Source organism: Chloroflexaceae bacterium, from assembly GCA_025057155.1.
Classification (GTDB): domain Bacteria; phylum Chloroflexota; class Chloroflexia; order Chloroflexales; family Chloroflexaceae; genus JACAEO01.
Window position 1 is genome coordinate 180,403 of record JANWYD010000007.1, and the last position, 25,326, is coordinate 205,728.

The window sequence follows — 25,326 nt, forward strand, 5'->3', positions numbered from 1 at the left end:
TAGCCCCTTGTTGCCGAGGGGAGTGGAGTTCCGGGAGAGAGTCGCCCTCCCGGAAAAATTCGCTTGCAGCCCATTGTCGCGCGGCGAAGCCGCACTGATGAAAGAGGAACCTGTATGCAGCTTCTGCTGCGCTGGCTGTTGACGGCCGTGGCGCTGGCGATTACCGCCTGGATCGTGCCGGGCATCACCGTGGAAGGTCAGACGGGCATCTTCGCCGTGCTGGTGATGGCGGTGGTCTTCGGGTTCGTCAACGCCTTTATCCGGCCCTTGCTCAAACTGCTGTCGTGTCCCTTGATTATTCTGACCCTGGGCCTGTTCACCCTGGTCATCAATGCCATCAGTTTCTCCCTCTCGTCGTGGATCGCCCAGAACGTGTTCGGGGCGAAATTCATCGTTGATGGCTTCTGGCCGGCCTTCTGGGGGGCAATTGTAGTGTCGATCGTCTCGTTCCTTCTCTCGCTCTTGCTGCCAGATAAGGATTAGCGTCGCAAAGGGCTTATCCGGCTATCTCCGGTCTGGGAGGGCTGCGCCCTCCCGGGAACGCTCCTTACGCACTCGCCTGTGAGGAGGGCGGGGAAACCAGGTTTCCCCGCGCCCCTGCCGATGGAGGGTTTGGGAAGGCTGCGCCCTTCCGGGAACTTCCCGATGAAAGCCTTGCTCCAACTCGTAGAAGCCTACACCGTTGCCTCGCTCAACGACGCGGTGCGGGAGCTTGAGCGGCAGTTCCCGGAGGCGCTCTGGTCGGTCGGGCGCGACTCGAACCAGGTGGCCCTGACCTTCGATGACGGGCCGCACGAGCGCGATACGCCCGCGCTGCTGGCGGCGCTGGCCAGACACGGTGTGACGGCCACTTTCTCCTGGCTTGGCGAGCGGGTGGAGCGAATGCCGGAACTGGCAGCCGCCGCAGCCGCTGCCGGTCACCAGTTGATGATCCACGGCTACCGGCACCGTTCGTTCCTCGTGGAGCGTCCCGAGGCGCTGCATGCCATGCTTGACCGGACGCGGGAGTTGCTGGCGCGCTACAGCGGGCGCGATCCGGCGACGATCACCTGCGTGCGCCCGCCTTACGGGCACTTGAGCCGGACGCTTGCCCGGCGCCTGCTGAGCTGGGGCTACCAGCCGGTCATCTGCAGCATTATGCCAGTGCACTGGCTGTTGCCCGCGGAACTGAGCGTGCGCCAGGTTGTGCGCCAGACGGAGGGCGGATCGCTTATTGTCCTGCATGAGACGCTGCCCGGCCCTCCGGTGGCCGAGTTGACCGATCAGATTCTCACCCGGCTGGCCGATCGGGGCTTCAGCTATGTTACGGTCGATACCCTACGCGCAGAGCGCGCCGCGCTGGGCGGCGCGCTGGGTTAGCTCAGGTAAGGAGAGCATGCCAATGTCCACGATGTTTGCTCCGCTTGAGGCGGTGATGACGCCAGAAATGTACGCGAAGGTTGGCGAGCGGTTTGGGGTTCCTGGCGACATGGTGCAGAAGGGCATCAACGTCGCCCTTCCGCTGCTGACCCGGGGACTGTCTATGGCCGCCGACACCCCTGAAGGTCAGGTCGCGATTGCTGAGGCGGTAAAGGAAGCTGACGCGGGAGTGCTGGGCAACCTGACCAGTTTTCTGGGCTCGCTGAGTGGAAGCGAAGCCGGCGCAACCATGTTGACGCGACTCTTCGGCGATGAAAGCCGTGTCGTGACCGCAGGGATCAAAGAGGCTACCGGACTTGATATCACGCCGGTCGTCGGGATGCTCGGCCCGCTCATCCTCGGCTTCCTCAACAGCACTGCGCAGAAAGAAGGCATGGACACCAATGCGCTGATTAAGAAGATCAAGAGCGAGGCGCGCAGCGTCGAGCGGCGCAAGAGTGACGAGGCCACCCTGGTCAACGACGTGCTCGGGAAGGTCACCGAGGTGCGCGCGATGAAGGGGCGCTTCTCGGCCCAGGAGTGGGCGCAGGTGCGCAACGGGCCGATGGCGGCCACGACCCTGGTGATCGCTGCCTCGCCCTCCAGCGCCGGCAAGACGGCCCAGGAGATGGCCGCGGCGCTGGACTCGGTGCGCGAGTCGGTGAAGGATGCGGCTCCGACCAGCCTGCTCGCGGCCCTCTACCACCCTGGCGTGGATGATCTGACCGCCGAGGGCATTACTGACGCGCTGGGGGCGGCGAAGCAGGCGGCGGCGCTGGTGGAGAAGAACGTTCCAGAGGAGGCTAAGGCGTACAAGGAGTTGCTGGTGAAGGCCGCCTACGCCGCGGCAGAGTCGGTCAAAGAGGGCGGGTTCCTGGGGATCGGCGGCAAGAAGGTTACGCCCGAGGAACAGGCGGCGATTGACGCCCTCGTCGCCGCCCTAGGGGTATAGCCCCGGCCTTCTTGCCGCGAGGGTCCGCGAGGGCTGCGCCCTTCCAGGAACTCTCCCTCGCCGGTCGGTTGTGAGGGGGGTGGGGAAACCTGGTTGCCCCACGCCCCTGCCCGAGGGAAGGGTCCGGGAGGGCTGCGCCCTCCCCGTAGCGTTTCATCGAAACAAGGGAGTCCTCATGCGCGTCGTTGCGCGCCTCGCCGCATTACTGCTGGCCGTGCTGGCAGCAGTCTTTCTCGGCATTGGCCCGGCGCGGGCCCAGGATGTCAGCGTCTCGCCCGACATCGGCCCCCCCGGTACGACCTTTCACTTCAGCACCGGCGGCTTCGCGCCCAATGAAATCGTGCGCGTGGCGTATCGCACCCCCTCGGGGCGGGTCCTCCGCTTCGCCGATAGCGCCGGCTTCGATATTAACCTCTTCGCCGATAGCGCCGGACGGGTGACGTGGAGCTATACCAGTTCGCCAGACGCCGAGTCGGGGGTGTACATCGCCGAGGCCAGCAACATCGGCGAGCGGGTGCAGCGGCGCCTCGGCTTTGTGATCCAGGCTGGCGCCGTGCCCCAGGAAACCCTGCCCCCCGTGCCGCAGGGCAGCGTGGTGGTGCGCCCTAAAGTGGGGCCGCCCGGCCAGTTGTTTGTCTTTCGCGCCGGCGGCTTCAAACCCACCGAGCGGGTGGGCATCTGGCTGCACTCTCCCGATGGGAGCGTTTCGACCCTGACCATCGACATCAGCGGGCGCGCCGTGTTCTTTGCCGATCGCAACGGCGACCTGCAATGGACCGTGGGAACCCGCGCCGATACTCCCGAGGGGCGCTACGTGGCGGTCGCGGCAGGTACAGTCAGCGGCGAGGTGCGGATCGCTGATCTGATCGTTGATCGAAAGGCCGGTCAGAGCGCGCCCGGGCCGACCGACAACGCTTTCGTGACGCCGGTTACGGGGCCGCCGGGTACCAGCTTCGCCTTCACGGCCACGGGCTTCTTGCCCCTGGAGGGGATCGGGATCTGGATCCACCGGCCCGATGGCAGCATTGCCGCCATCAGCGCCGATGGGGCCGACGTGCAGGCCGATCGCGCCGGCGCGGCACGCTGGAGCGTCACTGCCGGCCCGGGACTTGCCGCTGGCGTGTATGCCATGGTCGCCGAGGGCATCATCAGCACCCAGGTGCGGGTGGTGCGCTTCGAGGTGCGCCCCTGATACCCATGTCGCCCCCTGCTCGCGGAGAGGGGCTGAGAGAGCCGCGCCCGCTCGGAGCGCAAGGGGAGGATCCGGGAGGGCTACGCCCTCCCAGGAGAATCTAACCCGACCATCGGGGGCGCCGGGTTGCCCATCCCCCGCCTGCCCGCGGAGAGGGGCTGAGAGAGCCGCGCCCGCTCAGAGCGCAATCGGATCCAGGTTATTGGATTGCGCTCTAATATAGCCACTCCTCGATATGGTAGAGGGCCACGCGGGGGCGCCCGGCGGTGGCCGCGCGCGCGCCGGTTTTCAACTCTTCAAGCTGGGCTGCGAGTTCAGCGGGGGACAGGGGCGTGAGGCCCAGGGTGCGGGCGCGGCGCGCGTAGTCGCTATCGTCGGCCACGATCAGCGGCGAGATGTAAACCAGGTCGTCCGCATCGAGTTCCATGGCCGAGAGCGCCGCCAGCGACCGGGCCACGTGCCGGCGCGCGAGATCGGCCCCGCCCGCCCCGGCCAGCAGAATGACACCCACTTGCAGGCCCACCGCTTTCAGTTGCACCACCGTTTCGACCCCCTGCTGCGGCGAGCCGGGCTTGTTGAGCAGGCGGAACACCGCGTCGTCGCCGCTTTCCAGCCCGATGTAGACCCGTCGCAGCCCCAGGTCGCGCAACTCGGCGTACTGCTCGCTGCTCTTCCGCGCAGCGCCGAAGATGTCGAGGAAGGCGTAGAAGTCGGGGGAAGGTCCCTCCTCGCCGCCGGGAAACTCCTCGCGAATGACTGCGAACAGCTCGCGCAGGCGCGGCTGGGGAACGATAAGCGCATTCGCGTCGCCGAGAAAGATCGAGCGCCGCAGGCTGATGCCGCGCCCGAGGAAGGCTTTGACCTGGCGAATGTGCTCCCGCAACGCCGCAGCCGTCTTAATCCGGAAGCGCCGATCGCGATAAAAGCTACAGAAGCTGCAGCGGTTCCAGCTACAGCCCTCGGTGACCTGTAGCACCAGGGCGCGATACTGATCAGGCGGGACAATGCTGACCGGCCGGTAGATGCGTAGAAACCGTTCCCGATCCGCGCGCGCGCGGGCCTCGTCCCAGGCCAGAATATGCTCAAGCCAGGCGCGCACCTCGTCCGATACCGATTCGGCAATGCCGGCGGCGATGCGGCGCACATGCTCGCGCACGGTGGCGCGCAATTCAGTCGCCTCGTCGTTAGAGAGGAGTCGGCGCAGCTTAGACGCGCCGGGGCGGGAGACCTTCATGAGGATCAGCCCCGACAGCCCGAAGCGGTAGTTGCAGCCATTGAGGAAACAACTCACCGGCCGCCCCTCACGGTCGAAGACGAAGGTGGCGCGCAGGTTGTCGGAAAGCGTCAGCGCCCACGGCTGCGCATTGACATAAATGTTGCCTGTCTGTGGAGTGCTGATCACCTGCGTGGCAGGCGCGACCGCCGTACCTTGCGTGTTCATCGGCGATCTTCCTTCTGTGGTTCGGCATATCCATCGGCAGAGAGAGGCGCCTGCGAGGCGCAGCTCTCCCAGCCCCTGCCGTCTACAGGACATGTTCGCGTTTATGTTGCATCTCATCATAGCGCACCGGCGTAATGATGGGAGTAACAAAGTCTTTACGCCCGGTGAGCAAGTCGGGCCGACGGATGAGCGCCGCTAATCCTTCGGCCCGACCGGGCGAGGGTTCTGGCCCAACCGGACGAGGGCCGGCCCATCACCCGGGCTCGGACGGAAGAGACGTGTCAGATGAGTAGTCTGTAAAGTAAGTTTCGTGGCATTTCCGCCCCCCTCCCAACCTCCCCCCGTTGGGGGGAGGAGCCGGACACCCTTCCCCAGCGGGGGAGGGTTGGGGAGGGGGCGGAGGTGTAGCGAGAGACTTCGTTTACAGACTAAAAGGATGTTCACCATGCCCACGATTGCCTTCATCGGCGCAGGAAGCGCCGTCTTCGCGCGGAACCTGATTGGCGACATTCTCAGCTTCCCCGAACTGCGCGAGTCCACCATCTTGCTGTTCGACATCGACCCGGAGCGCCTGCGCGACTCGGAGCGCATGGCCCATCTCCTGGCGGCGCATCTCGGCGCGCGACCGCGGATCGAGGCCACTACGGTTCGCGAGCAGGCCCTCGAGGGGGCCGACTATGTGATCGCGATGTTCCAGGTGGGCGGCTACCGGCCCGCCACGGTGACCGACTTCGAGATCCCCAGACGCTTCGGCCTGCGACAGACCATCGGCGACACTATCGGCATCGGCGGGATCATGCGCGGGTTGCGCACCATTCCGGTGCTCCTGGACATGTGCCGCGACATGGAGCGCCTCTGCCCCGATGCGACCTTGCTCCAGTATGTCAACCCGATGGCGATGAACTGCTGGGCGATCAGCCGCGCCAGTCGCATTAACGCCGTGGGCCTCTGCCACAGCGTGCAACACACCATTAGCGAACTGGCCTATGACCTGGGCCTGCCGGAGGAGGAGATTGACTACCTCTGCGCCGGGATCAACCATATGGCCTTTTACCTGCGGCTGGCCCATCGGGGTGCGGACCTCTACCCGCGCCTGCGCCAGATCGTGGAGGAGAACCGGGCGCCGGCATGGAACCGGGTGCGCTACGAACTCTTCCGGCGCCTGGGCTACTTCGTGACCGAGTCGAGCGAGCACGTGAGCGAGTACACCCCCTGGTTCATCAAGCGCGACCGGCCCGACCTGATCGAGCGGTTCAACATCCCGCTCGACGAATACCCGGCCCGTTGCGAGCGGCAGATTGCCGAATGGGAGGGGATGCGCCCGTTGCTGGAGCATGGTGACGCAGCGGCCCTGGCGCGCTACGAGCAGGAGACGCGCGAACGGCGTCTGGCCGAGATCGCCGCGCGCGACCCGCACCTGGCGGGCTACCTGCGGCAGCGCTGGGCGCGCGAGCGCCAGGAGGGGGGCGCGCCCTCCGGCGAGTACGGCGCGCTGATCATCCATGCGATGGAGACCGGTCAGCCACGGGTGATCTACGGCAACGTCGCCAACCACGGGCTGATTGACAACCTCCCCCAGGGGTGCTGCGTCGAAGTGCCCTGCCTGGTGGACCGCAACGGCGTGCAGCCGACCCGGGTGGGGGCTCTGCCACCGCAGCTTGCCGCGCTGATGCAGACCAACATCAACGTGCAGGCGTTGACGGTGGAAGCGGCGCTCACCGGGAAACGCGAACACATCTACCATGCCGCCATGCTCGATCCCCATACTGGCGCCGAACTCGATCTCGAGCAGATCTGGGCGCTGGTGGATGCGTTGATCGCCGCCCATGGCGACTGGCTGCCGGCCTATAGCTGATGCTCCTCATATTTCGGATTGTGGATTTTGGATTTTGGATGTTGGATTGCCATATAGGACATCAAGAAGTGATCTGGCGATGAGGCGCATGCATGTCAGCCGGAATTTGTATAAGAGGATTGTAGGGAAGCGGCGAAGCCCCTCCAGGCCTCTGCCAACTGTGGTACAATAGTCTATGACTGACCGACCGGTCGGTAACTTGAGGAGGTGCACCATGGAACCTTCGCCTGAACGACGGCGCAATCAGGTGCTGGGGCTGCTCTTTGTCGGCGTCTTGATGGCGGCGCTGGACATCGCCATCGTCGGGCCGGCCCTGCCGGCCATCCAGGGCGACTTCGGGGTGACCGAGAAGGCCCTGGCCTGGGTCTTTTCGCTCTATGTGCTTGGCAACCTGGTCGGCACGCCGGTGATGGCGGCCCTATCGGACCGCGCGGGCCGGCGCTGGATCTACGCCCTGTGTGTCGGCGGCTTCGCCCTCGGCTCGCTGATCGTGGCCCTGGCCCCGACATTCGCCATCCTGCTGGCGGGACGTCTGCTCCAGGGGTTCAGCGCGGGCGGCATCTTTCCCGTGGCGAGCGCGGTGGTGGGCGACACCTTTCCGCCTGAGCAGCGCGGTTCGGCGCTGGGGCTGCTGGGCGCGGTCTTCGGCATCGCCTTTCTGATCGGCCCCATCCTGGGCGGCGTGCTGCTGCTGCTGGGCTGGCCGTGGTTGTTCCTGATCAACCTGCCCATCGCGCTGGCGGTGATCGCCCTTAGCCTGCGCCTGCTGCCCACGGCCAGCGCGCGCGCCGGGGCGCCCTTCGACCTGGCCGGCACGCTGACCCTGGGGGCGGCCCTGGCGGCCCTGGCCTACGGCCTCACCGTGCTTGACCCGGCCCAGATCAGCCAGGGTCAGATCGATCCCCTGGCGCTGCCGATGCTGGCCGCTGCAATCCTGCTGCTGCCGGTGTTTCTCTGGATTGAGCAGCGCGCCGGGGCGCCCATCCTGCAACCGGCCCTCTTCCGCTCACGCCCGATCCGCCTCACGGCGGCGCTGGCGGTTGGCGCGGGCATTGCCGAGACAGCGGTGGTCTTCATTCCGGCTTTGCTCACCCTCGCCTTCGGCGTCAGCGCCTCCACCGCCAGCTTCATGCTCCTGGTGGTCGTCCTGGCCATGTCCGTCGGCTCGCCCATTTCAGGGCGCATGCTCGACCGTTTCGGCTCGCGGCTGGTGATTGCTGGTGGTACACTGTTGAGCGCGGCAGGGTTGCTGCTCCTCGGTCTGTTCCCCAGCAACCTGGTGTTGTTCTACGTGGCCTCAGTGCTGCTAGGGCTGGGGCTGGCGGTCCTGCTGGGGGCAGCCCTGCGCTACGTCTTGCTCAACGAAACCGCCGCCAGCGAGCGGGCCGCGGCGCAGGGCCTGCTAACGGTGACGATGGGCGTGGGCCAGTTGCTCGGCGCGGTGGTGGTCGGCCTGATCGCCGCGAGCGCGGCGCTGCCTCTCGACGGCTACGCGCGCGCCTTCCTGGCTATCGGTCTGCTGATGGCTGCACTCACCATCGCTGCTCTAGGATTGCGCGACCGCGCCGCGGAGCGCCGGCGGGCGCTGGAAATGGCGACGCAGTGATGCCGATGGGATGACCATTCCTCACCCGCCCCCGCCTCGCTGCGCTAGGTGCGCGGATGGAGGAAGGGGAGCGTTGCGCGCGCGCTGACGTCCTCACCCGCCCCCGCCTCGCTGCGCTCGGCCCCCCCTCCCTCCCCACCGCAGGTGGAGAGGTAGGGGGCCGGGGGGAGGGTGAGGAGCAAAGGAGTTCCGCCATGAGCGGATCAGCGGATAGCGTCCGGGAAACGATCATTGTCGAGGCGGCGCGGCTCATTGTGGCCCATGGATACGACGGCGTGGCCATGCGTGAAATCGCCGAAGCGGCGGGGATCTCCAAGCCCGGCCTGTACTACCACTTTCGCGACAAGGAGGATTTGCTGGAGGCGGTGCTGACGCACTGGGTCGCCGAGACTGAGGCGCTGGTGGCGGCGGCGCGGCAGGCGCCCGACACGCGCGCCCGGTTGACCGTGCTGGTGCGCGGGCTATTCGCCCAGGCGCCTCTCCAGCGGGCGCTCATCCGCCTCGGCACGCAGGATCTGCCCCGTCTGGGCGAGGCTACGCGAGAGCGAATCCAGCGCTGCTACGCCAGCGGCTTCCTGGAGCCAATCGAGGCCATCATCCGCGATGGGGTGGCGCGGGGCGAGTTGCGCCCGATCAACCCCCATCTGGCCACCTGGCTGCTGCTGGGGATGCTCTACCCTTTCTTCCATACCGACCATCCCTGCGCCCGCCTGGCCGATGAGCAGACGGCAACCCAGATCGTTGAGATTCTGCTGGATGGGATTGCGGCGCAATAGGGGCAACCTCATTGTACTATTTTGGATTTGGGATTTTGGATTTTGGATTGCCGGATATAGCGTTCTCATTGGTCTGTGAACAGGTTTTTTTCTCAACCCGCCCCCTCCTCAACCCTCCCCCGCCGGGGGAGGACGTCTGGCACCTCCCCCCAACGGGTGGAGGCTGGGTTCTCAGGTGTAGGGTTTTTCGAGCGAGCAGGGGTTTTCGGCATTCCAATGCGCTTGCGATTCCTCACCCCCCCGCCCTCCTCTCTCGCTCGCGGGAGAGGGGAGAGTCGGGCGTCCCAATGCCCCGGATGGCGCATGCGACGCGAGCCTGCGCTGGAAAACCCTACACCTGAGAATGCAGGCCGGGAGGAGGGCGGAAACGCCAGGAAACTTACGTCACAGACTATTCACGACGCCTGGCGCGATGTGTGTGCATTGACTCACAGGAATGGGATCATGAGCGATTTCGACTGGCTGCGGCAGCGCCTGGAGAGCGCCTTCGGGCAGTTGCTCTCCCAGGCCCCTGAACTGGCGCGGATCTGGGGGCAGTGGTTCGAGGCCCTGGAGGGTGAACCCGTGCCCCTGGCGCGCCTGGAGAAGCCGCTACGGGAAGTGCGGCTGGCCCTGGTGACGACGGGGGGCGTGCATCTGCGCGCGCAAACGCCGTTTGACATGCGCGACTCGCGCGGCGATCCCACTTACCGGGCCATTCCCGCCGATACGCCTGTGAACGAGCTGGCGATCACCCACGACTACTACGACCACACCGACGCCGAGCGCGATCTGAACATCCTCTTTCCGCTGGAACTCGCGCGCGAACTGGCGGCCCGCGGCGCCATCGGCGGTCTGGGAACCTGTTACGGCTTCATGGGGCACATCGAGCCGCCCCACGTCGAGACGCTGATCCGCCAGACCGCGCCCGAGGTGGCGGGCATGCTGCGGCAGGAGAAGATTGATGCGGTGCTGCTAACCCCTGCCTGAGGGCTGTGCAATCAGTCCGTGGGACTGATCGCCAGGGTCATCGAGAGTTTTGGCATCCCAACCGTGTGCATTATCGCTCTGCGCGAGATCGCCGAGCGGGTGCGCCCGCCGCGCGCCATTCATCTGAAGTGGCCCTTTGGTCATCCCCTGGGAGAGCCGGGTAACCGGGCGCAGCAACTCTGCGTGCTGTACATTGCGCTCCAGGCTCTCTATACCGTGCGCGAGTCGGGGACGATCTATGATCCAGGCTGGCGTTGGCGCCGCGAGGAGTATGAAGAACCCGATCGCTGGGATCTGCCTTGAGGGCAGCTTCGCGAGGCGGCACTCCAGCGCTGTTGATTGTGTGACGGCAAAGCAGTCGCCGACCATGGCCGCGTAGCGGGCCGCGCCGGGGTAGGACGATGCTCCCTCCCCTCGCCTGCCCGTCTGGCCTTGCGTCCTGCTTTCACGCACCCTCGGGCGCATAACGGGTCCTCACCCGGACCGGTCACGCCGCTTGCCGCGTCCGGAGAGGCGAGTGGCGTCCGGGGCGAAGGTGATCGTGAAGGGACGCTCGATGGCCCCCTCAGGGCAGTAGCTCTCGCACACCTCGCAGAAGGTGCAATCTTCTGGCCGCGTGATCACGGGCAGACCCCCCAGGATCGTCACGGCACGCGTCGGGCAGAGCTCGACGCACAGGCCGCAGCCGGTGCACAGCCGAACGTTGATCAGCGGAAGGACGTACTGGTACTGGTGGGATGCCATGCTCCCTCCTGCCTGCCATCCGCAGCGGGCAGTTGCCGAGCGGTGCGGCCGGTATCCGCGTGCCGGCAGGCGCCAGTGTAGCACCGACGGGCGTCCCTGGAAGCGACAATTCTCACAGGGATGGTGTGGGACCTGGCGTGTATGCCACGGGGTCGCTCCCTTAAGTGTGATGAAGGTATAATGCGTGAGGAGTGGGCCGGTTGCCTTCGGCGCCGAGGGAAGCGCCGAGCGCCGGCAGCATTTCTCAAAACGATTGATCCGCAACGATGGCGGCGCAAGCGTCGCGAGCCGCACGGCTCAGGGTTCTAAACGGATCGATCATTCCGGTCAGTACTCTGTGGTTGAGCGATGAGGGGCGGCCAATGACCAGTTATGCGCCGATGCTGGAGCAGATGCCCCCGTTCGCCGGCCTGCCCGAAACGACCCTGCGCGCCCTGGCGGCGATCATGACGGTCCTGGAGCGTCCAGCGGGGACGACGCTGCAACTTGAGGGCGAGCCGGCTGAGGCGATGTATCTGGTCGTCGCCGGACGGGTGAAGCTCTACCGCCTTTCGACCGGCGGTCGCGAGCAGGTGCTCGGGATCGTCGGGGCGGGCGGGCTGTTTAATGCCGTGCCGATCTTTGATGGCGGCCCCTGCCCCGCCAGTGCCGAGACGCTGGATGACGCGGTGCTGGCGGCTTTGCCGCGCCAGCGACTGCTCGAGCTCATCGACTCGCACCCGGCGCTGGCACGGGCGCTCCTGAGCGAGCTTGCCGCAAGGCTGCGTCACATGGTTGACCTGGTTGACACCCTTGCCCTGCACACGGTGCAGGGACGCCTGGCCCGGCTGTTGCTCGAGCAGGCCCGGGCAGCCGAACGGGGCGCGCCGGTCGCTCCGCTTACCCAGGCTCAGATGGCCGCGCGTCTGGGAACGGTGCGCGAGATGGTGAGCCGCACCCTCAAGAGCTTTGAGGCCCTCGGACTGATCCGCATGGAGCGCAACGCGATCCATGTGCTCGACCGGGCAGGTCTCGAGCGCCAGACCGACCTGTGACGGGCAACGAACGTGAACGGCGCCGAGGTCCGCAACCCGCTTCAGAATGGCAAAAACGCAGTGCCGGTTGCGGACCTCGGCGTTGTGGCGCGCCGTTGTTCCGGGAGAGGCGGACACTACTCCGTGGAGGACGGATCGCTGCTGAGGGTGTAGCCCATTTTGATCCAGCCCTTCTTGATAGCGTAGATCACCGCCATCGTGCGGTCGTTGACCTGCAGCTTGGAGAGGATGGAGGTAATATGGTTCTTGACCGTCTGCCCGCTGATGGACAATTCGTTGGCGATTTCCTTATTGGAAAGACCGCGAGCAATGCAGTCGAGGATTTCGATCTCCCGGCTGGTGAGGGGGGCGAAGAGATTTGAGGTCTGTTCATCATCGGTGGCGGCCAGTTCGCGGAACTGGTGGAGCACTCGGGTGGCGACGGCGGGGCGAGCCAGCACGGCATCGTTAATCAAATAGCGACCCTTCGCAACCTCGCGGATGAACATCAGCAGTTCCTCAGGGTGCACATCCTTGGACGAATAGGCGGCCGCGCCGACCTTGATCGCCTGGAACAGTTGATCATCGTCCTCATAGACGCTGAGCACAATGATTCCGATGCGCGGGTCACGGCGTTTGATCACCCGCGCAACCTCCAGACCGTTGAGGCCAGGCAGATTGATATCCACCAGGACCACATCGGGGTTGAGGCGCTCAGTAAGCTTAAGGGCTTCCTGACCGTTTTCCGCCTCGCCGACCACCGTAATATCATCGGCGTCTTCGAGACTCCAGCGGATCCCCTGGCGGAAAAGAGGGTGATCGTCTATGATCAATACGCGGATGGGATTTGGGTTCGTCATAGGGGCCTCGATGGAGTTCCTGCGCCGCGCAGCGGCAAACTGACCGCAACCTCGGTTCCATGGCCGGGGCGGGTCGTAACCACAAAACTGGCGCCGATCAACTCGGCCCGTTCGCGCATACTGGTCAGCCCCCAACTCTCGCGCCCGGCGCGTCGGGCCACCTCACGCAGATCGAAGCCGGGCCCCTCGTCGCGAATGAGGAGCACCAGGCGGTCGTCACACCGCGTGAGTACAAGGTGTATCGGCGCGCCGGGCGCGTGCTTGCGAGCATTCTGGAGCGACTCCTGGACGATACGGTACAGGACGATCTCGGCCTCGGCCGGCAAACGCGGGAGCGGATCGAGGTCAAGGCTGACCGGAACATTGACCGTGTCACGGTAGCGCTGCACATACTCGCGGACGGCGTTGGCAAGCCCCTGCTCCTCGAGCTTGCCTGGGCGGAGATCGGCGATGAAGCCGCGCACCTCACGCAAGCCTTCGCGCGCGTTCTCGCCAAGTTGCCCAAGCATCTCTTGCAGATGCTCCAGCCGGCGTTCGGCCAGCAGCATCTGGCAGCGTTCGAGCCCCATCAGCGTGTTGGCCAGCACCTGGGCAGGACCGTCGTGCACCTCGCGGGCCAGGCGCGCCCGTTCTTCTTCGCGGCCCATGATGACCTGCGAGCGCAGAGCCTGCACCCAGGGATCAGCGGTGTCGCCCTCGCCGCCACCCGCCAGAGTAGCGCTGCTCATATCAATCTGGCGCACCAACTGGTCGAGCTGACGCAGGGCGCGGCGCATCCGCTCGTACTCCCGCGTCAGGGACTCGTGGGCGGCGCGCAGGCGCCGCTGGCGTTCGGCCAGCGTCGTGGCGCTAACCTGGCCACGCTCCGACGCGAAGCGCGCCTGGATGATCACTTCGTCGAGCTGGCGCTCCAGGCGGCGCACCTCGGCTTCGAGCCGGGCAAGCTCCTGCTGCGCGGAGGCGTATAACGCTCGCAGACGGGCGATCTGCTCGGCAACAATGGCATGCGCCGCCTCTAGCAGCGCTGAAGGCTCCGGATGCACAGGACCTGCTCCCTGCTGAATATAACGTGTGCTCAGTATAGCATGCGCCTGAACGAGCGGGCAACACGCGCGCCCAGGGTTCTTGACGCGCCTTGACATTGGATGGCTGCTCTGTTACAACTGCCGATGGAGATGATAGCAATGGCCTGTAGGCGCAACCCTCCGGGTTGCGCTGGCTTTGACTCCACGTGGAGGGCTGCGCCACATATGCCGCCGCGTCCCGATGAAATTCTTGAACTGGCCCGCGCGCGCATCGCGGAGCAACGCGCGCGCGAGCAAAGCGCCGCCGCTGAACGACGCCAGCGGTTCTGGGAACTGGTCTTTCTCGCGTTCGTTGGCGCCATTATTCTGACGTTCGCCCTCTGGCCTGGCGCCACTCTGGAGTGGAAGCTCTATGCAGCCGTACACGGCCTGGTGGCCCAGAAGCACCTGGTCTTCCTCGGCGAGCGGCCCCTGCCGCTCTGCGCGCGCAACGCGGGGATTTACAGCAGCTATCTGCTCAGCCTGGGATACCTGTTTGCGCGAGGGTATGGACGGGCCGCGGCGCTGCCCTCCCGCCCGCTTCTGGCGGTGCTGGCTCTGGGCGCCCTGGCGATGGTCGGTGATGGGGTCAATTCGGTGCTGGAGGATACAGGGCGGGCCTACCTCTACATGCCGCGTAACGACCTGCGCACCATCACCGGCGTTCTGTTCGGCATCGCGCTGACGCCGATCATTCTGTTCGTCTTTAACCGCGCCCTGCGCGCCAACGCGGAGATGCAGCGCCCGGTGCTGGACTGGCGCGGCTTTGGCGGCTTGCTGCTGCTCAACGGGCTGCTGGCGCTGGCCATCCACAGCGGCCTGGAAGCCCTCTACTGGCCGCTGGCGCTGCTCGGCGTAGCGGGGATCATCGCTGAACTGTTCACCATGTTCCTGCTGCTGGCGGCGGTCGCGTCCGGCTATACCCGCCGGGTTGTCGCGCTGCGCCAGCTCGCCTTCCCCGCCTGTATCGCCCTGGTTCCCACCCTGCTGGTGGTGGCCGGCCTGGCCGCGCTGCGCTTCGCCGAGGGCGGATGAGGTCGCTTGAATGCCCTGGCGACCAGGGAGCGGTGGGGCAGCAACGACCGGCTGGTTGCCCCGACCAGGCTCGACGTGCAGGAAAGCCGGGTTCTGAACCGTAGTGCGTGAGGCCAACCCGGCGCACAGCCGGGATAGTATGATACTCGCAGGAGGGCACAACGCCGCCGTCCCAACGCAAGGGGTTCCCATGACGGAAACGCCTGTCTACGAACTGGCCATCATCGGCGCGGGGCCGATTGGCATCGAACTGGCCGTGTGCCTGCGGCGCGCAGGGGTGGAATACCTGCACCTTGATGCGGGGCAGATTGGCCACACGATGACCTGGTGGCCGCGAAATACGACCTTTTTCAGCACCACCGAGCGCCTGGCCATCGCCGGCGTGCCCATTCCCAACAACCACCAGAACCGTATCACCGGCGAGGAGTACCTGGCCTATCTGCGCGCGGTGGTCGAGCAATTCGACCTGCCGATCCACACCTACGAGCCGGTCACCAACCTGAGCCGTGACGCCGACGGCTTTACCCTGATCACTGCGCCGCTCACCGGCGAACGGCGCTACCGGGCGCAGCGCGTAGCTCTGGCGATTGGCGACATGCACTACCCGAACCGGCTGCACATCCCCGGCGAGGATCTGCCCCACGTCTCGCACTACTTCCGCGACCCGCACGACTACTTCCGGCGCCGCCTGCTGATCGTCGGCGGCAAGAACTCGGCGGCGGAGGCGGCGTTGCGCTGCTGGCGCGCCGGGGCGCGGGTGACGATCAGCTACCGCCGCGCCCGCTTTGACGAACGGCGGATCAAGCACTGGCTCCTGCCTGATCTGGAGGCGCAGATCGAGGCCGGAACCATCGCCTTTCTCCCCGAAACTGCGCCTGTGGCGATCCATCCGGGCTGCGTTGAACTGGCGCGCACCGAAGACGGACGACCAGTGGACGGGCCTCCCCTCATGCACGAGACGGACTTTGTGTTGCTCGCCACCGGCTTTCGCGGCGATCAGCGCCTGCTCGAGCAGGCGGGCGTGGAACTGTGGGGACCGAATCGCGTCCCGGTCTACAACCCGGAGACCATGGAGACGAATGTGCCGGGTCTCTACCTGGCAGGCACGGTGGCGGCAGGCATTCAGCAGCGTTATACCATCTTCATCGAAAACAGTCACGAGCACGTGGGGAAGATCGTGCGCGCCCTTACCGGGCAGTGGCCCGCGGCCCTTGGCGATGTGCCGGCGCGCAGCTATGGGCTGGCCTTTGAGCGGTACGAAGCTAATTAATTGCGGATTTTTGATTTTGGATTTTGGATTGGGCGTGGCGCATTTCCTCTTCCTGACTTAACGCATTCCTGGAGGTTGCGGGGAAGCGCCGCCTCCCCGCAACGGGAAATCCTGCAGGTCGTAGGCCCCTGCAACCCCTGCCGACACGAAGTCTCGTTATCGTCTTAGAGATCAAACAAAAAACGCCGGGCGGATCAGGCGATCCGTCCGGCGTTTCCGCCCAAAAAAGGGGCGTAGCCGGGGAGGACCAATGTCCCTTTCGCCTCTACCATCAGAGACTACCGGCTACGTCTGGCTATAGAATAGCATGTGTCAAGCGACAGATCCAGTGTCAGCGCGATCACCTGGAGTTGCGAGGGCGCAACCAAACAAGATCGCCGCCCGGACACGACACATGGGAGAGGTTCTTCTGTGTTGCCGGGGCCACGCACCGGGCGGGTACGGCCTGCCACAGACCCCTGACAAACGCTTCAACTCGTGGCCAGTAACTGCTCCAGATCGCCATAGTCGTAGGGCGGACGTTTGCGGACGGTCAACACATCAATAGCCTGATCCGCTTCGGTAATTGCATAAACAATTCGCCAGCGTTCCAATCGGATACGGCGCAACTCGCGCACGGGCTCCGAAGGAGCTTCTACAGACTGTTCTGGCGCGGGTTGAGAACGCGCGGTTCCGCCACCGGATGGATACAGCAACTCTTTGCTCTCAGAAGGACGGGGCTCATCGGCCAGCTCGGCAATGACCCGCCGTACTTATTCCGCGGCAGAACACCGGTCCGCACTGCGCCAGGGCGCACACCCGCTGTCGGCGGACCGGGAGTTGCGGGGAGGCTGCGCCTCCTCACACCCCTTCAACGGCGCCTCAGGTGTCAATCGTGTCTTACGCCTTGAGCAACTGCCGGCGGGTGATCAGCGCGACGAGGGCAAAGGTTATCACTGCAATCAGGCCGAGGCCGATCCAGGTCCAGAGATTGGGGAGGATGCCGCGCAGCATCATGTCCTGGAACCCGGCGAGGCCGTGGGTCATGGGGATGGCGTAGGCGACGATCAGGGCAGGCCAGGCAAAGCTGTCCAGAGCGATGAAAAAGCCGCTGAAGAAGATAGAGAGCAACAGCGAGATCATAGCCAGTTGAATGGCCTGGCTGTCGGAGCCGGAGAGGGCCGAGATCAGGAAGCCGACCCCCAGGGAGGCGACGATGAGGAGCAGGATCAGCGCGGCGAAGAGCAGCCAGTTGCCCAGCAGCGGCACGCCCAGGAGGGTCATGGCCACGATCAGCGCCAGGGTCGCCAGGCCGATGAAGACGGTGTAGCCCAGGTACTTGCCCACGATCAACTGGGTCAGGTTCACCGGGGCGACGCGGAAGACCTCGAAGGCGCCCATGAGCCGCTCGCGCACCAGGGCCAGGGCGCCGAGCGTCACCGCGGTGTGCTGCACCAGCAGCGCCAGCACTCCCGGCGCGTAGTAGACCACGGCGGGGTAGGCGCCGCCACGAAGGTTGCGGTAGCTCTGGGTCACGGGAGACACCAGGCGCTCCGGGGGGGTATTGACGAAGATCTCCAGACTGCCGTTCAGCGTGCGCAGATCGTTCTTTGCCGCTGAAATCTCCGCCAGCGCCTCGGCGAGCTTATCGTCGGCGATGGCCCGGTCAATGCGGTCAAGGTTCGTCTTCAGGCGCTCGATGGTCGGGCGGAGCCGGGCGCTCTCGCCGCCCTGGGCGGCCAGAAACTCCTGCGAGGGCAGCACCTGCTCCAGGGCCTCCAGGGTGGCCCGGATTTCGCGGATGTCGCGCCGGGCGGCCTCGGCGCGCGCCTCCAAGACCCCACGTTCCAGCTCGGCTACCTTGCCCTCGGCGTCCACCACGCGCACGCGAATGGTGGTGGCCTCCTGCTGGGCCTGGGCAGCGGTGGCGCGCAGGATGGCTTTGTTGATCTCGTTCACCTCGGCGTAGGCCAGGTACTGGATCCAGCCTTCCACCAGGGGGTTGATCGCGTTCGAGATGAACTCGATCTGCGGACTGACGCCCTCCTGCAGGGCGGTGGCGGCATTCTCGGGGATAATCTGCACCAGGTCGAGGTCGCCAGCGGCCAGTTGGGCCTCGGCGCTGGCCCGGTCGGTGGTAATCGCCCGCAGGTCAAAGTTCAACCCGATCACCTCGCGGATCTGTTCCTCGCTGATACCGGGCGCGCCGCCCGGCGGCAGGACTACAGCGGTGCGCACGCGGGGGGTGCTATTGACGTAGGTCGCGCCAAAGAGGATAAGCACCAGCAGCGGCCCGACGATCAGGCTCATGATCAGCAGGGGCTGGCGGCGGATCTCATTGACTTCCTTGAGAAAGTAGGCCCGCGCGCGGATCAGCCAGCGACGCCAGGCTGGCGCATCGCCGGGTCGGGCGCGCGCGGGCGCGGTCTTCTCGATGAGCGGCGTCTCAGCCATGGCGAGCCTCCTGGGCGCGCTGGTCCATTTCCATAATCTTTATAAACACCTCGTCGTAGCTGACCTCGACCGGCGCGGCGCTTTCGACGCCGATGCGCGGCTTCTGATTCTCCAGACGGTTCAGCACCTCGGGCAGCCATTCGCGGGCGTCCTCGACCACGACGTGGATATCGGCCTCCGCGTCGGGGTCCGGCGAGCGATGGGCCGTCCGGACCACATCTTTCCAGCGCCTGAGCACCTCCAGGGCGCGGTGCACCTCTTCGGGGTTCGTCAGCGTCAGGTCAATAATTTCGCCGCCGAGGGCCATGCGCCGGAGATTCTCGGGCGTATCCACGGCCAGAATGCGCCCCTTGCGCATCACGGCCACGTAATCGCAGTAGACGGCCTCACTGACCACCTGGGTGGTCACTACCAGGGTGCGGCCCTGATCGCGGAGCTGGCGGAAGTACTCCCAGAAGCGGGCGCGCAACACCGGGTCAATCCCGGCGGTTGGCTCGTCGGCGAAGAGCAGCACCGGGTCGTGCATGAGCGCCCCGGCGAGCATCAGGCGGCGCTGCATGCCGCCGGAGAGGTTCCGGGCAAGGCGATGGCGGGCGTCGCTCAGGTCCACAAAGGCCAGCAACTCGTCGAGCCGGGCGCGCACCTGGCGGGCGGGCATACCGTAGAGCGAGGCGACGAAGGCGGCATTCTCGGCCACGCTCAGCCGAGGGTAGAGTACGAACTGCTGGGGGATATAGCCGATCCGCTCGCGATCGGCAGCGCGAAACCGGGCCGGATTGCGGCCCAGGGTGGTGATGCGTCCCTTCTGGGGGATCAGCAGGCCCAGGGCCACGCGGCAGGTGGTGGTCTTGCCGCAGCCCGAGGGGCCGATCATGCCCAGAATAGTCCCCTCCGGCACCTGATAGTGCTGATCGAAGATTCCGGACCCATTGCCAAAATCCAGTTCGACCCCTTCGGAGAGGATGACAAGGTTCCTGGTAGACACGGGCTTGCTCCTGGTGGTGGGGCAACCTGCATGCAGGGCAACCTGGAAGGCTGCCCCACCCGGATTGTTCGCACACCGGTACGCAGGGCACGGGGAAATCTGGTTTCCCATTATCGTTGATCACGACGCCTCGGTCGCTCACGCAGTCACGGGGGATGTAGAGAGTTTCTCAGGTGCAGGGTTCTTCGGCCCATCCTCGCGTCGCATTCGCCATGTAGGGCATTGGGACGCCCGCCCTCCCTCTCCCTGAGCGGGAGCTGGGGGCGGGGGGTGAGGACCGTAAGCGCATTGGAATGCTGAAAACCCCTTCTCACTTGAAAAACCCTACACCTGAGAGATGTAGAGAGTCGGGGTGCCAGTCACCTTCGGCTTTCGCGTTCCGCTCAATCGTGAGCGGCTGCATAGAGCGCCCGACCGCTTGTACCAGAAAGGGTCGCCGAGAGAAACCGCTGCTGTGTCCCCCTCAGGGCTCGTACAACGTCCGCCGCCAGCGGCGGGGTGTGGGGTGGCGTAGACGTGCCAGGGATGCTTCTGGCGCGATTACCAGCGAAAAACCGGGATCAGGGGCTTGCCCGAGTTACACAAGCCCCGCCATCTCCAACGTCCTTGTCTACATATCTGCTATAATATCGTAGACTATAATGTAGACAGCGAAAGGGTGGGGGACGATGGCGACGACGACCATTCGCGTGTCAAAGGAAACGCGGGACCTGCTCAACCAGCTTGCCCGGGCCGCGGGAACGTCCATCCAGCAGGTGCTGGAAACTGCCCTGGAGCAGTACCGTCGGCGGCAGTTTTTAGAGTCCTTGAATGTCGCCTATGCCGCGTTGCAAGCCGACCCGCAGGCGCAAGCCGAGGCGGCGGCTGAAGCTGCCCTGTGGGATGTGACCCTGCTCGATGGACTTGACCAGGAGGAGGAGGGGGATGGGTCTTGAACCGTCACGGGGTGAAATCTGGCTCGCCAATCTCAATCCTGTTCGTGGCCATGAGCAAGCAGGCACGCGCCCGGTGCTGATTATCTCGACCGACCTGTTTAACCACGGACCTTCCGGACTGGTGTTTGTGATCCCGTTGACCCGAACGGATCGCCGTATCCCGGCGCATATTGCCCTCGATCCGCCTGAAGGAGGGGTCAGCACCCGGAGTTTTATCCTGTGTGACGCCCTCCGCTCGATCTCGAAGGATCGTCTGCAAGGAAAGCCCTGGGGAGCAATTACGCCTGTGACGATGCGACGAGTAGAGGACACGTTGCGTATCTTATTGGAGTTATAATGCCCATTCGATTTCTGGGGGAGGTTCGGAAGGACGTAGCCCCTCGGGGCTGATGCAACGTCCGCCTCCAGGGGGGAGGCGACATGGCTGTCCGGTATGTCCTGGTTGCGCACCAGGATGCAATGGTCTGGGTAGGCCTGGCCCTCCCAGACCATTTCAGCGAGCAGGAGCGCCGCACGCCCCCTGGTTACCCCGCCGCCGCCCGCAACTCCTGCGGCAGAATGCCCAGCCCATCGGCCAGGCGCAGGGCGCTCTCCGGGTCGAGGGGGGCCAGGCCCAGCTCAATCTCCGCCAGCAGCCGCGCCGGCAGCCCGGCCCGCTCCGCCAGGTCAATGTAGGTCAACTGCGCCGCACGCCGTAGTCGGGTGAGCTGGCTCGCCGAAAGGAGCGGCGCGCCCGTCTGGGCGGCGGCAAGCGCAGCCCCCGCGCCCATCGCCACCCGCGCCGGGGCCGGCGGTTCACCCGCGCCCATCGCCACCCGCGCCGGGGCCGGGGCCGCGCCCGCTGGCGCCCGCGGGGTCAGGCGCGCCAGCGCGAACAGCAGCACGGCAATCCCCGCGCACACCCCGCCGATGAGCATCGCCAGCGGCAGCGCCGTCGCCACCGGCGAGTCCTGGTTGGCCCGCGCATAGGGCATCACCAGCAGCATCACGATGCTGGCCACCCCGTGGGCCAGGGCCACGCCGATGATCGAGCCGCTCAGCCGCACCACCCCGGCGAAGACCAGCCCCGTGATGAAGGCCAGCAGGGCGTAGAGGGGCGAACCGAAGCCCAGTTGCACCAGGGCGAAGATGGTTGCCACATAGAGCGGCCCCCAGCGTCCCAGCGCCGGCCCGCTCACCGTTTGCAGCAGGCCGCGGAAGATCAACTCTTCGGCGAAGCCGGCGAAGACCAGCAGGGCCAGGGCGAGGGCGGCGACGGCCTGCCAGGAGACCAGGCCGGCGGGGAGTTCGGGACGCAATAGGACCGCCCCGGCGTAGCCCAGGGCGATGCCGCAGCCCGTCACCATCAGTTGCATCCACCATTCGCCGAGGGTCAGGCCCACCTCGCGCGGGCGCAGCCGCAGGGCGCGGATCACCAGCGCGGCGGCGACGAGGATGCCCGCCCCGGCCAGGGTGATGCTGAGCAGCAACGCGCCGGACGGCGGCAACGCCAGGGCGACGATGCGCAGCAGAGGGACGAGCAGCAGGGCCAGGGCCAGGTTGCGCTCGTGTCCGGCGCGGCCCAGGGCGCTGTGGTAGATGAGGGCCAGGGCCAGGGCGGCGTGGAGCAGCAGGCCCGCCAGGGGCCGCCCGCCGGCCACCAGCAGCTCGGCAATGGCCAGGGGCGCGGGGTAGAGCCAGAACCATAATCCCGGCGCCAGCGCGCGTTCAGAGCCGCGGGTCTCAAAGGGGAGCGATGAGGTTGTCATTGTAAAGTTCCTCCTTTTGTGCGTATAGCCGGTTGGAAGAGGGAAAATCGCGTTCTCTGCGCCACTGTCTGTCAAACGGGCACGGTTCGTCCGGCGGGTTCCAGAAGTGCGGCGTACAGGGCTTCGATCCGCGGGATGACCGCGTGCGCCTGAAAGGCGGCCACGCGCCGCTGCCCCGCCGCGCCCATGCGCCGTCGCGCCGCCGGGTCGCCAAGCAGGCGCGCCAGGGCCGCCGCCAGCGCCCCGGCATCGCCCGGCGGCGTCAGCAAGCCCGTTTCCTCATGCGCCACCAGGTCTGGCAGGCCGCCGATGCGCGAGGCGACCAGCGGGCGGCCTGCCAGCATAGCTTCCATCGCCACCGTCGGGCAGGGTTCGGGCCAGATGGAGGGCACGATGCCGATAGCGCAGCGCTGCCATGCATGCATGACCGCGGCGTGGGGCCAGTGCTCGAACACTTGCGCCCCCGCGGGAAGCCGCAGATCCTGCTCCGCCCACGCGCCAATAAGCGCCAGCGGCGGCGCGTCCTCAAGGCGCGCGTAGGCCTCGAGGAGCACGTGCAGGCCCTTGTGACGATTGAGCGCCCCGACGAAGAGGAGGAAGTCGCCGGATGGAAGCTGCGCCGCGAGGTCCCCCGCATCGTTGTCTGACATCTCGATGCCATCGGCAATGAAGTTAGGGATCACTTCCCAGGCGCGCCCACTGCCAGCCAGACCGTTGCCCTCCGCCACGGCCTGGCTGACGGCGATAAAGCGGTCCACTGCCGCGAGCAGCCAGGACAGGGTCGCCCGCTGCGCGGCCAGGGTCGCGCTGGCTTTCAGCAGGCCGTAGTGCGCCGCGGCGCACCCCGGGCAGCGGTCCGGCGCCGGGCCGGTACACGGGTGATCCTGGCGCAACAACATTTTGGTGGCGCAATGCAGACCGTAGTCGTGCAGGGTGACCACTAGTTTCGCGCCGCTCCCGGCCTTAAGCGGCAGAAAGGAATGGACGATCCAGCTATGGGCGTGGACGATCTCGGGGCGTTCGCGCCGGAGAATGCGCCGCAAGGCCCACACTGTCTCAGGATCAGGCGCCGGCGGGGCGAAGCGGCGTCCCGTCTGGCTGAACAGCGCCGAGGCGCGCTGCACAGTCCCCTGGATGCGGTAGATCCGCACCCCCCGGTCCTCCTCGAAGCGTTCCAGGCCCTCGTGCCAGAGGGTGGCTACGGCTACCCGGTGCCCCCGGTTTGCCAGTTCGAGGGCCAGGTTCTCGACGTGGCGCTCCTGGCCGCCAATCAGGGGCCGATAGAAATCAGTGAGCATTAAGATCCGCATGGCGCAATTCGAGGTTGTAGCTTGATGATCGCCGCCTGAACATCGAGCATCTGAGCGTGGTTGCTGGTGCACCGACGCCTCAACAGGCTCAATGCCGTTCACTTTCAGCCGGCCAGCGCGGCGGTAATGCGCGTCGCCACCACCAGCGCAAAAACGCCCACCAGCGGCGCAATCGCCACCCACAGGGCTGCCCGCATCCGCCCTGCGCGTGCGTGCGCCAGGCTGCTGATCGCTTCGCGCTGTACCAGCACGCCGATCAGGAACAGCGTGGCGGCCAGTCCCATAGTTGATGCCGCGCCGGTGAACCCCATGTCGAGGATGAGTGGATGCACGGTCATGTCCTCCCTTCAGATGAAATTCCGTCTAAAGTTCCAAAACCGCCTGATAATTCGTCTGTGGAGGTGTGGAGATGTTCTTTCACCTCCACACCTCCACACCTCCACACCTGGACCGCCACAGCGGGCGCAGGGCCGTGCCCAGCATGAGCAGCGCCAGGCCGCCCTGGGCGATCAGCTTTGCCCAGCCGATGGCCAGGATGCCCAGCGCTGGCAGCATCAGCGCGCTGAGGCTCAGCAGCAGGCCGCAGTTCGCCGCTTGCAGCGCCACGATCACCCGTATGCGGTTTTCGACCCGCGCGATGCTCATTGCCAGCGCCAGCACCGCCTGTGGAACGCTCGACAGCACCAGCAGGCGCAACAACTCGGCGCTGGCATCGGCGTACTCCTGGCCGATGATCCGTAACAGAAGGGGCGCGCCGGGCAGCATGACCACTGACGCGAGCGCCAGCAGGATCAGCATTTGCCCGAGCACGCGCCGGCTGTAGACAATCATCTTCGCGCGCTCGCGGGCGGCTTCCACGGTAAACGAAGCGGTCATGTTTGCCGCTAACAATTCCAGTGCTCCTACCATCACCCAGGGCAGATAGAAATAGGCGTTCGCCTCTGTCCCCAGGGCGATTGCCACCAGTACGGGCACGAGCGTCGTGGATGCCAGGGCAAACAGCGATCCCAGATAGTCCCCGGCCACAAAGCGAACCAGGCGCTCGAAGCTCATCTGCTTCTCCGCCTGGTCTGAAGCAGCGCCGTGGGCCGGCAACCAGCGCGAAAAAATGAGATAGTTGGCGGGAATGACCAGCGCCAGCATAGGGACGGTGTAGGCAAAGTAGATTGCGGGCTCCAGGGCGCTGCCGGCCAGGGCAATCAGCAGCGCGATCTTGATCAGCGAGTAGATCAGGTTTTCGACTGGCACCCAGAGCGTGCGGCGCAGCCCGGTCACCACGTGATCCTGGAGCGCGAAGATCGTCTGCGCCGCCACCGAGATGATGAACCACGCGGCGAAAGCGGGTCGTGTGATGATGAAGGCCTCTTCAGGCAGCCACCGGCGGGCGACCAGCAGCGTCGCGCCGCCACACAGCAGGCTGGCGCCGAGGCTGGCGGCGTAGGCGCCGAGGATCAGCCGGCGCGCCGCCAGACCGGCCAGCGGCAGGAAGCGGATCAGCGCGCCGCGCAGGTTGAGCTGGGCGATCCCCGCCAGGAACATCAACAGGGAGACCAGCGCTGAACTGGCCCCGACCGCCGCTGGAGGATACAGGCGGGCCGCCAGCACCCAGAAGACGAAGCCGAGACCGGACATGGCTATGGCGCTCGCGATCAGCGCATAGCCGTTGAGGTACAACGGCGAGCGTAACCCGGCGACAATACGGGTAAACGAAGTTCTGGCCTGAGTGAGCATGGTTTTCGT

25 protein-coding genes are annotated in these 25,326 nt (G+C 65.9%); 14 read left to right on the forward strand and 11 right to left on the reverse strand.

The genetic code is table 11. The features are described 5' to 3' along the window. The first annotated feature begins 114 nt into the window (after positions 1-114). The 4 genes from NZU74_07935 to NZU74_07950 all read left to right on the forward strand — a co-directional run bounded on the left by NZU74_07935 (position 115) and on the right by NZU74_07950 (position 3,542). Complete coding sequence (locus NZU74_07935; protein ID MCS6881250.1) at positions 115-483, forward strand: phage holin family protein; 369 nt, start codon at positions 115-117, stop codon at positions 481-483. Positions 484-645: 162 nt separating this feature from the next. Further along, positions 646-1,359 carry a polysaccharide deacetylase family protein gene (locus NZU74_07940; GenBank protein ID MCS6881251.1) on the forward strand — a complete coding sequence of 238 codons (714 nt, stop codon included), beginning with the start codon at positions 646-648 and terminating at the stop codon, positions 1,357-1,359. A gap of 22 nt (positions 1,360-1,381) precedes the next feature. Beyond that, positions 1,382-2,350 (forward strand): DUF937 domain-containing protein, encoded by a 969-nt coding sequence (locus NZU74_07945; GenBank protein ID MCS6881252.1) that lies wholly within the window; start codon positions 1,382-1,384, stop codon positions 2,348-2,350. Between the two features lie 175 nt (positions 2,351-2,525). Continuing rightward, on the forward strand, positions 2,526-3,542 hold the full coding sequence (locus NZU74_07950) for a hypothetical protein (protein MCS6881253.1): 1,017 nt from the start codon (positions 2,526-2,528) through the stop codon (positions 3,540-3,542). 214 nt (positions 3,543-3,756) lie between these two features. Here the strand turns inward: NZU74_07950 and NZU74_07955 are convergent, their stop codons facing one another. Then, complete coding sequence (locus NZU74_07955) at positions 3,757-4,983, reverse strand: radical SAM protein (GenBank protein MCS6881254.1); 1,227 nt, start codon at positions 4,981-4,983, stop codon at positions 3,757-3,759. 445 nt (positions 4,984-5,428) lie between these two features. On the opposite strand from NZU74_07955, the gene NZU74_07960 reads away from it, so the two are divergent. From NZU74_07960 to NZU74_07980, 5 genes are all read left to right on the forward strand, one after another. Next, entirely contained in the window at positions 5,429-6,838 is a 1,410-nt protein-coding gene (locus tag NZU74_07960; GenBank protein MCS6881255.1) for an alpha-glucosidase/alpha-galactosidase, read from the forward strand. A gap of 214 nt (positions 6,839-7,052) precedes the next feature. Then, positions 7,053-8,444 carry an MFS transporter gene (locus tag NZU74_07965; GenBank protein ID MCS6881256.1) on the forward strand — a complete coding sequence of 464 codons (1,392 nt, stop codon included), beginning with the start codon at positions 7,053-7,055 and terminating at the stop codon, positions 8,442-8,444. Positions 8,445-8,638: 194 nt separating this feature from the next. After that, positions 8,639-9,220: a TetR/AcrR family transcriptional regulator gene (locus NZU74_07970; GenBank protein ID MCS6881257.1), complete on the forward strand. Its 582-nt coding sequence runs from the start codon at positions 8,639-8,641 to the stop codon at positions 9,218-9,220. A 444-nt stretch (positions 9,221-9,664) separates the two neighbouring features. Then, positions 9,665-10,189, forward strand: a complete 525-nt coding sequence (locus NZU74_07975) for a glycine/sarcosine/betaine reductase selenoprotein B family protein (GenBank protein MCS6881258.1) — start codon at positions 9,665-9,667, stop codon at positions 10,187-10,189. Positions 10,190-10,207: 18 nt separating this feature from the next. Continuing rightward, positions 10,208-10,492 carry a hypothetical protein gene (locus NZU74_07980; GenBank protein ID MCS6881259.1) on the forward strand — a complete coding sequence of 95 codons (285 nt, stop codon included), beginning with the start codon at positions 10,208-10,210 and terminating at the stop codon, positions 10,490-10,492. Between the two features lie 171 nt (positions 10,493-10,663). Here the strand turns inward: NZU74_07980 and NZU74_07985 are convergent, their stop codons facing one another. After that, positions 10,664-10,933 (reverse strand): 4Fe-4S binding protein, encoded by a 270-nt coding sequence (locus NZU74_07985; GenBank protein ID MCS6881260.1) that lies wholly within the window; start codon positions 10,931-10,933, stop codon positions 10,664-10,666. A gap of 362 nt (positions 10,934-11,295) precedes the next feature. Between NZU74_07985 and NZU74_07990 the strand changes: the two genes are divergently transcribed. Next, positions 11,296-11,967, forward strand: a complete 672-nt coding sequence (locus tag NZU74_07990; protein ID MCS6881261.1) for a Crp/Fnr family transcriptional regulator — start codon at positions 11,296-11,298, stop codon at positions 11,965-11,967. 116 nt (positions 11,968-12,083) lie between these two features. On the opposite strand, the gene NZU74_07995 is transcribed toward NZU74_07990, so the two are convergent. Both NZU74_07995 and NZU74_08000 read right to left on the reverse strand, forming a co-directional pair. Further along, on the reverse strand, positions 12,084-12,806 hold the full coding sequence (locus tag NZU74_07995) for a response regulator transcription factor (protein ID MCS6881262.1): 723 nt from the start codon (positions 12,804-12,806) through the stop codon (positions 12,084-12,086). Further along, complete coding sequence (locus NZU74_08000; protein MCS6881263.1) at positions 12,803-13,849, reverse strand: histidine kinase; 1,047 nt, start codon at positions 13,847-13,849, stop codon at positions 12,803-12,805. The genes NZU74_07995 and NZU74_08000 overlap by 4 nt, the downstream gene beginning before the upstream one ends. 207 nt (positions 13,850-14,056) lie before the next feature. Between NZU74_08000 and NZU74_08005 the strand changes: the two genes are divergently transcribed. Beyond that, a complete protein-coding gene (locus NZU74_08005; protein ID MCS6881264.1) occupies positions 14,057-14,905 on the forward strand; it encodes a DUF2085 domain-containing protein in 849 nt (282 codons plus the stop codon). A gap of 190 nt (positions 14,906-15,095) precedes the next feature. After that, positions 15,096-16,175, forward strand: coding sequence for an NAD(P)-binding domain-containing protein (locus tag NZU74_08010; GenBank protein ID MCS6881265.1), 1,080 nt, complete (start codon positions 15,096-15,098; stop codon positions 16,173-16,175). 470 nt (positions 16,176-16,645) lie between these two features. Here NZU74_08010 and NZU74_08015 read toward each other — a convergent pair whose 3' ends face one another. The 3 genes from NZU74_08015 to NZU74_08025 form a co-directional block, all read right to left on the reverse strand. Beyond that, a complete protein-coding gene (locus NZU74_08015) occupies positions 16,646-16,870 on the reverse strand; it encodes a type II toxin-antitoxin system RelE/ParE family toxin (protein MCS6881266.1) in 225 nt (74 codons plus the stop codon). A 184-nt stretch (positions 16,871-17,054) separates the two neighbouring features. Further along, positions 17,055-18,608, reverse strand: coding sequence for an ABC transporter permease (locus NZU74_08020; GenBank protein ID MCS6881267.1), 1,554 nt, complete (start codon positions 18,606-18,608; stop codon positions 17,055-17,057). Next, positions 18,601-19,593, reverse strand: coding sequence for an ABC transporter ATP-binding protein (locus tag NZU74_08025; GenBank protein ID MCS6881268.1), 993 nt, complete (start codon positions 19,591-19,593; stop codon positions 18,601-18,603). The genes NZU74_08020 and NZU74_08025 overlap by 8 nt, the downstream gene beginning before the upstream one ends. Positions 19,594-20,261: 668 nt before the next feature. Between NZU74_08025 and NZU74_08030 the strand changes: the two genes are divergently transcribed. Continuing rightward, positions 20,262-20,528 (forward strand): ribbon-helix-helix domain-containing protein, encoded by a 267-nt coding sequence (locus NZU74_08030; protein MCS6881269.1) that lies wholly within the window; start codon positions 20,262-20,264, stop codon positions 20,526-20,528. After that, a complete protein-coding gene (locus NZU74_08035) occupies positions 20,518-20,865 on the forward strand; it encodes a type II toxin-antitoxin system PemK/MazF family toxin (GenBank protein MCS6881270.1) in 348 nt (115 codons plus the stop codon). Before NZU74_08030 ends, NZU74_08035 begins: the two co-directional genes overlap by 11 nt. Before the next feature lie 187 nt (positions 20,866-21,052). Here NZU74_08035 and NZU74_08040 read toward each other — a convergent pair whose 3' ends face one another. The 4 genes from NZU74_08040 to NZU74_08055 form a co-directional block, all read right to left on the reverse strand. After that, positions 21,053-21,874, reverse strand: a complete 822-nt coding sequence (locus NZU74_08040) for a CPBP family glutamic-type intramembrane protease (protein MCS6881271.1) — start codon at positions 21,872-21,874, stop codon at positions 21,053-21,055. Positions 21,875-22,347: 473 nt separating this feature from the next. Further along, a complete protein-coding gene (locus tag NZU74_08045) occupies positions 22,348-23,586 on the reverse strand; it encodes a glycosyltransferase family 4 protein (protein MCS6881272.1) in 1,239 nt (412 codons plus the stop codon). A 104-nt stretch (positions 23,587-23,690) separates the two neighbouring features. Then, the gene (locus NZU74_08050) at positions 23,691-23,924 is read right to left on the reverse strand and encodes a hypothetical protein (GenBank protein ID MCS6881273.1); all 234 of its coding nucleotides are present in this window, start codon (positions 23,922-23,924) and stop codon (positions 23,691-23,693) included. 79 nt (positions 23,925-24,003) lie between these two features. Then, the gene (locus NZU74_08055) at positions 24,004-25,317 is read right to left on the reverse strand and encodes a hypothetical protein (protein ID MCS6881274.1); all 1,314 of its coding nucleotides are present in this window, start codon (positions 25,315-25,317) and stop codon (positions 24,004-24,006) included. Positions 25,318-25,326 lie beyond the last annotated feature (9 nt).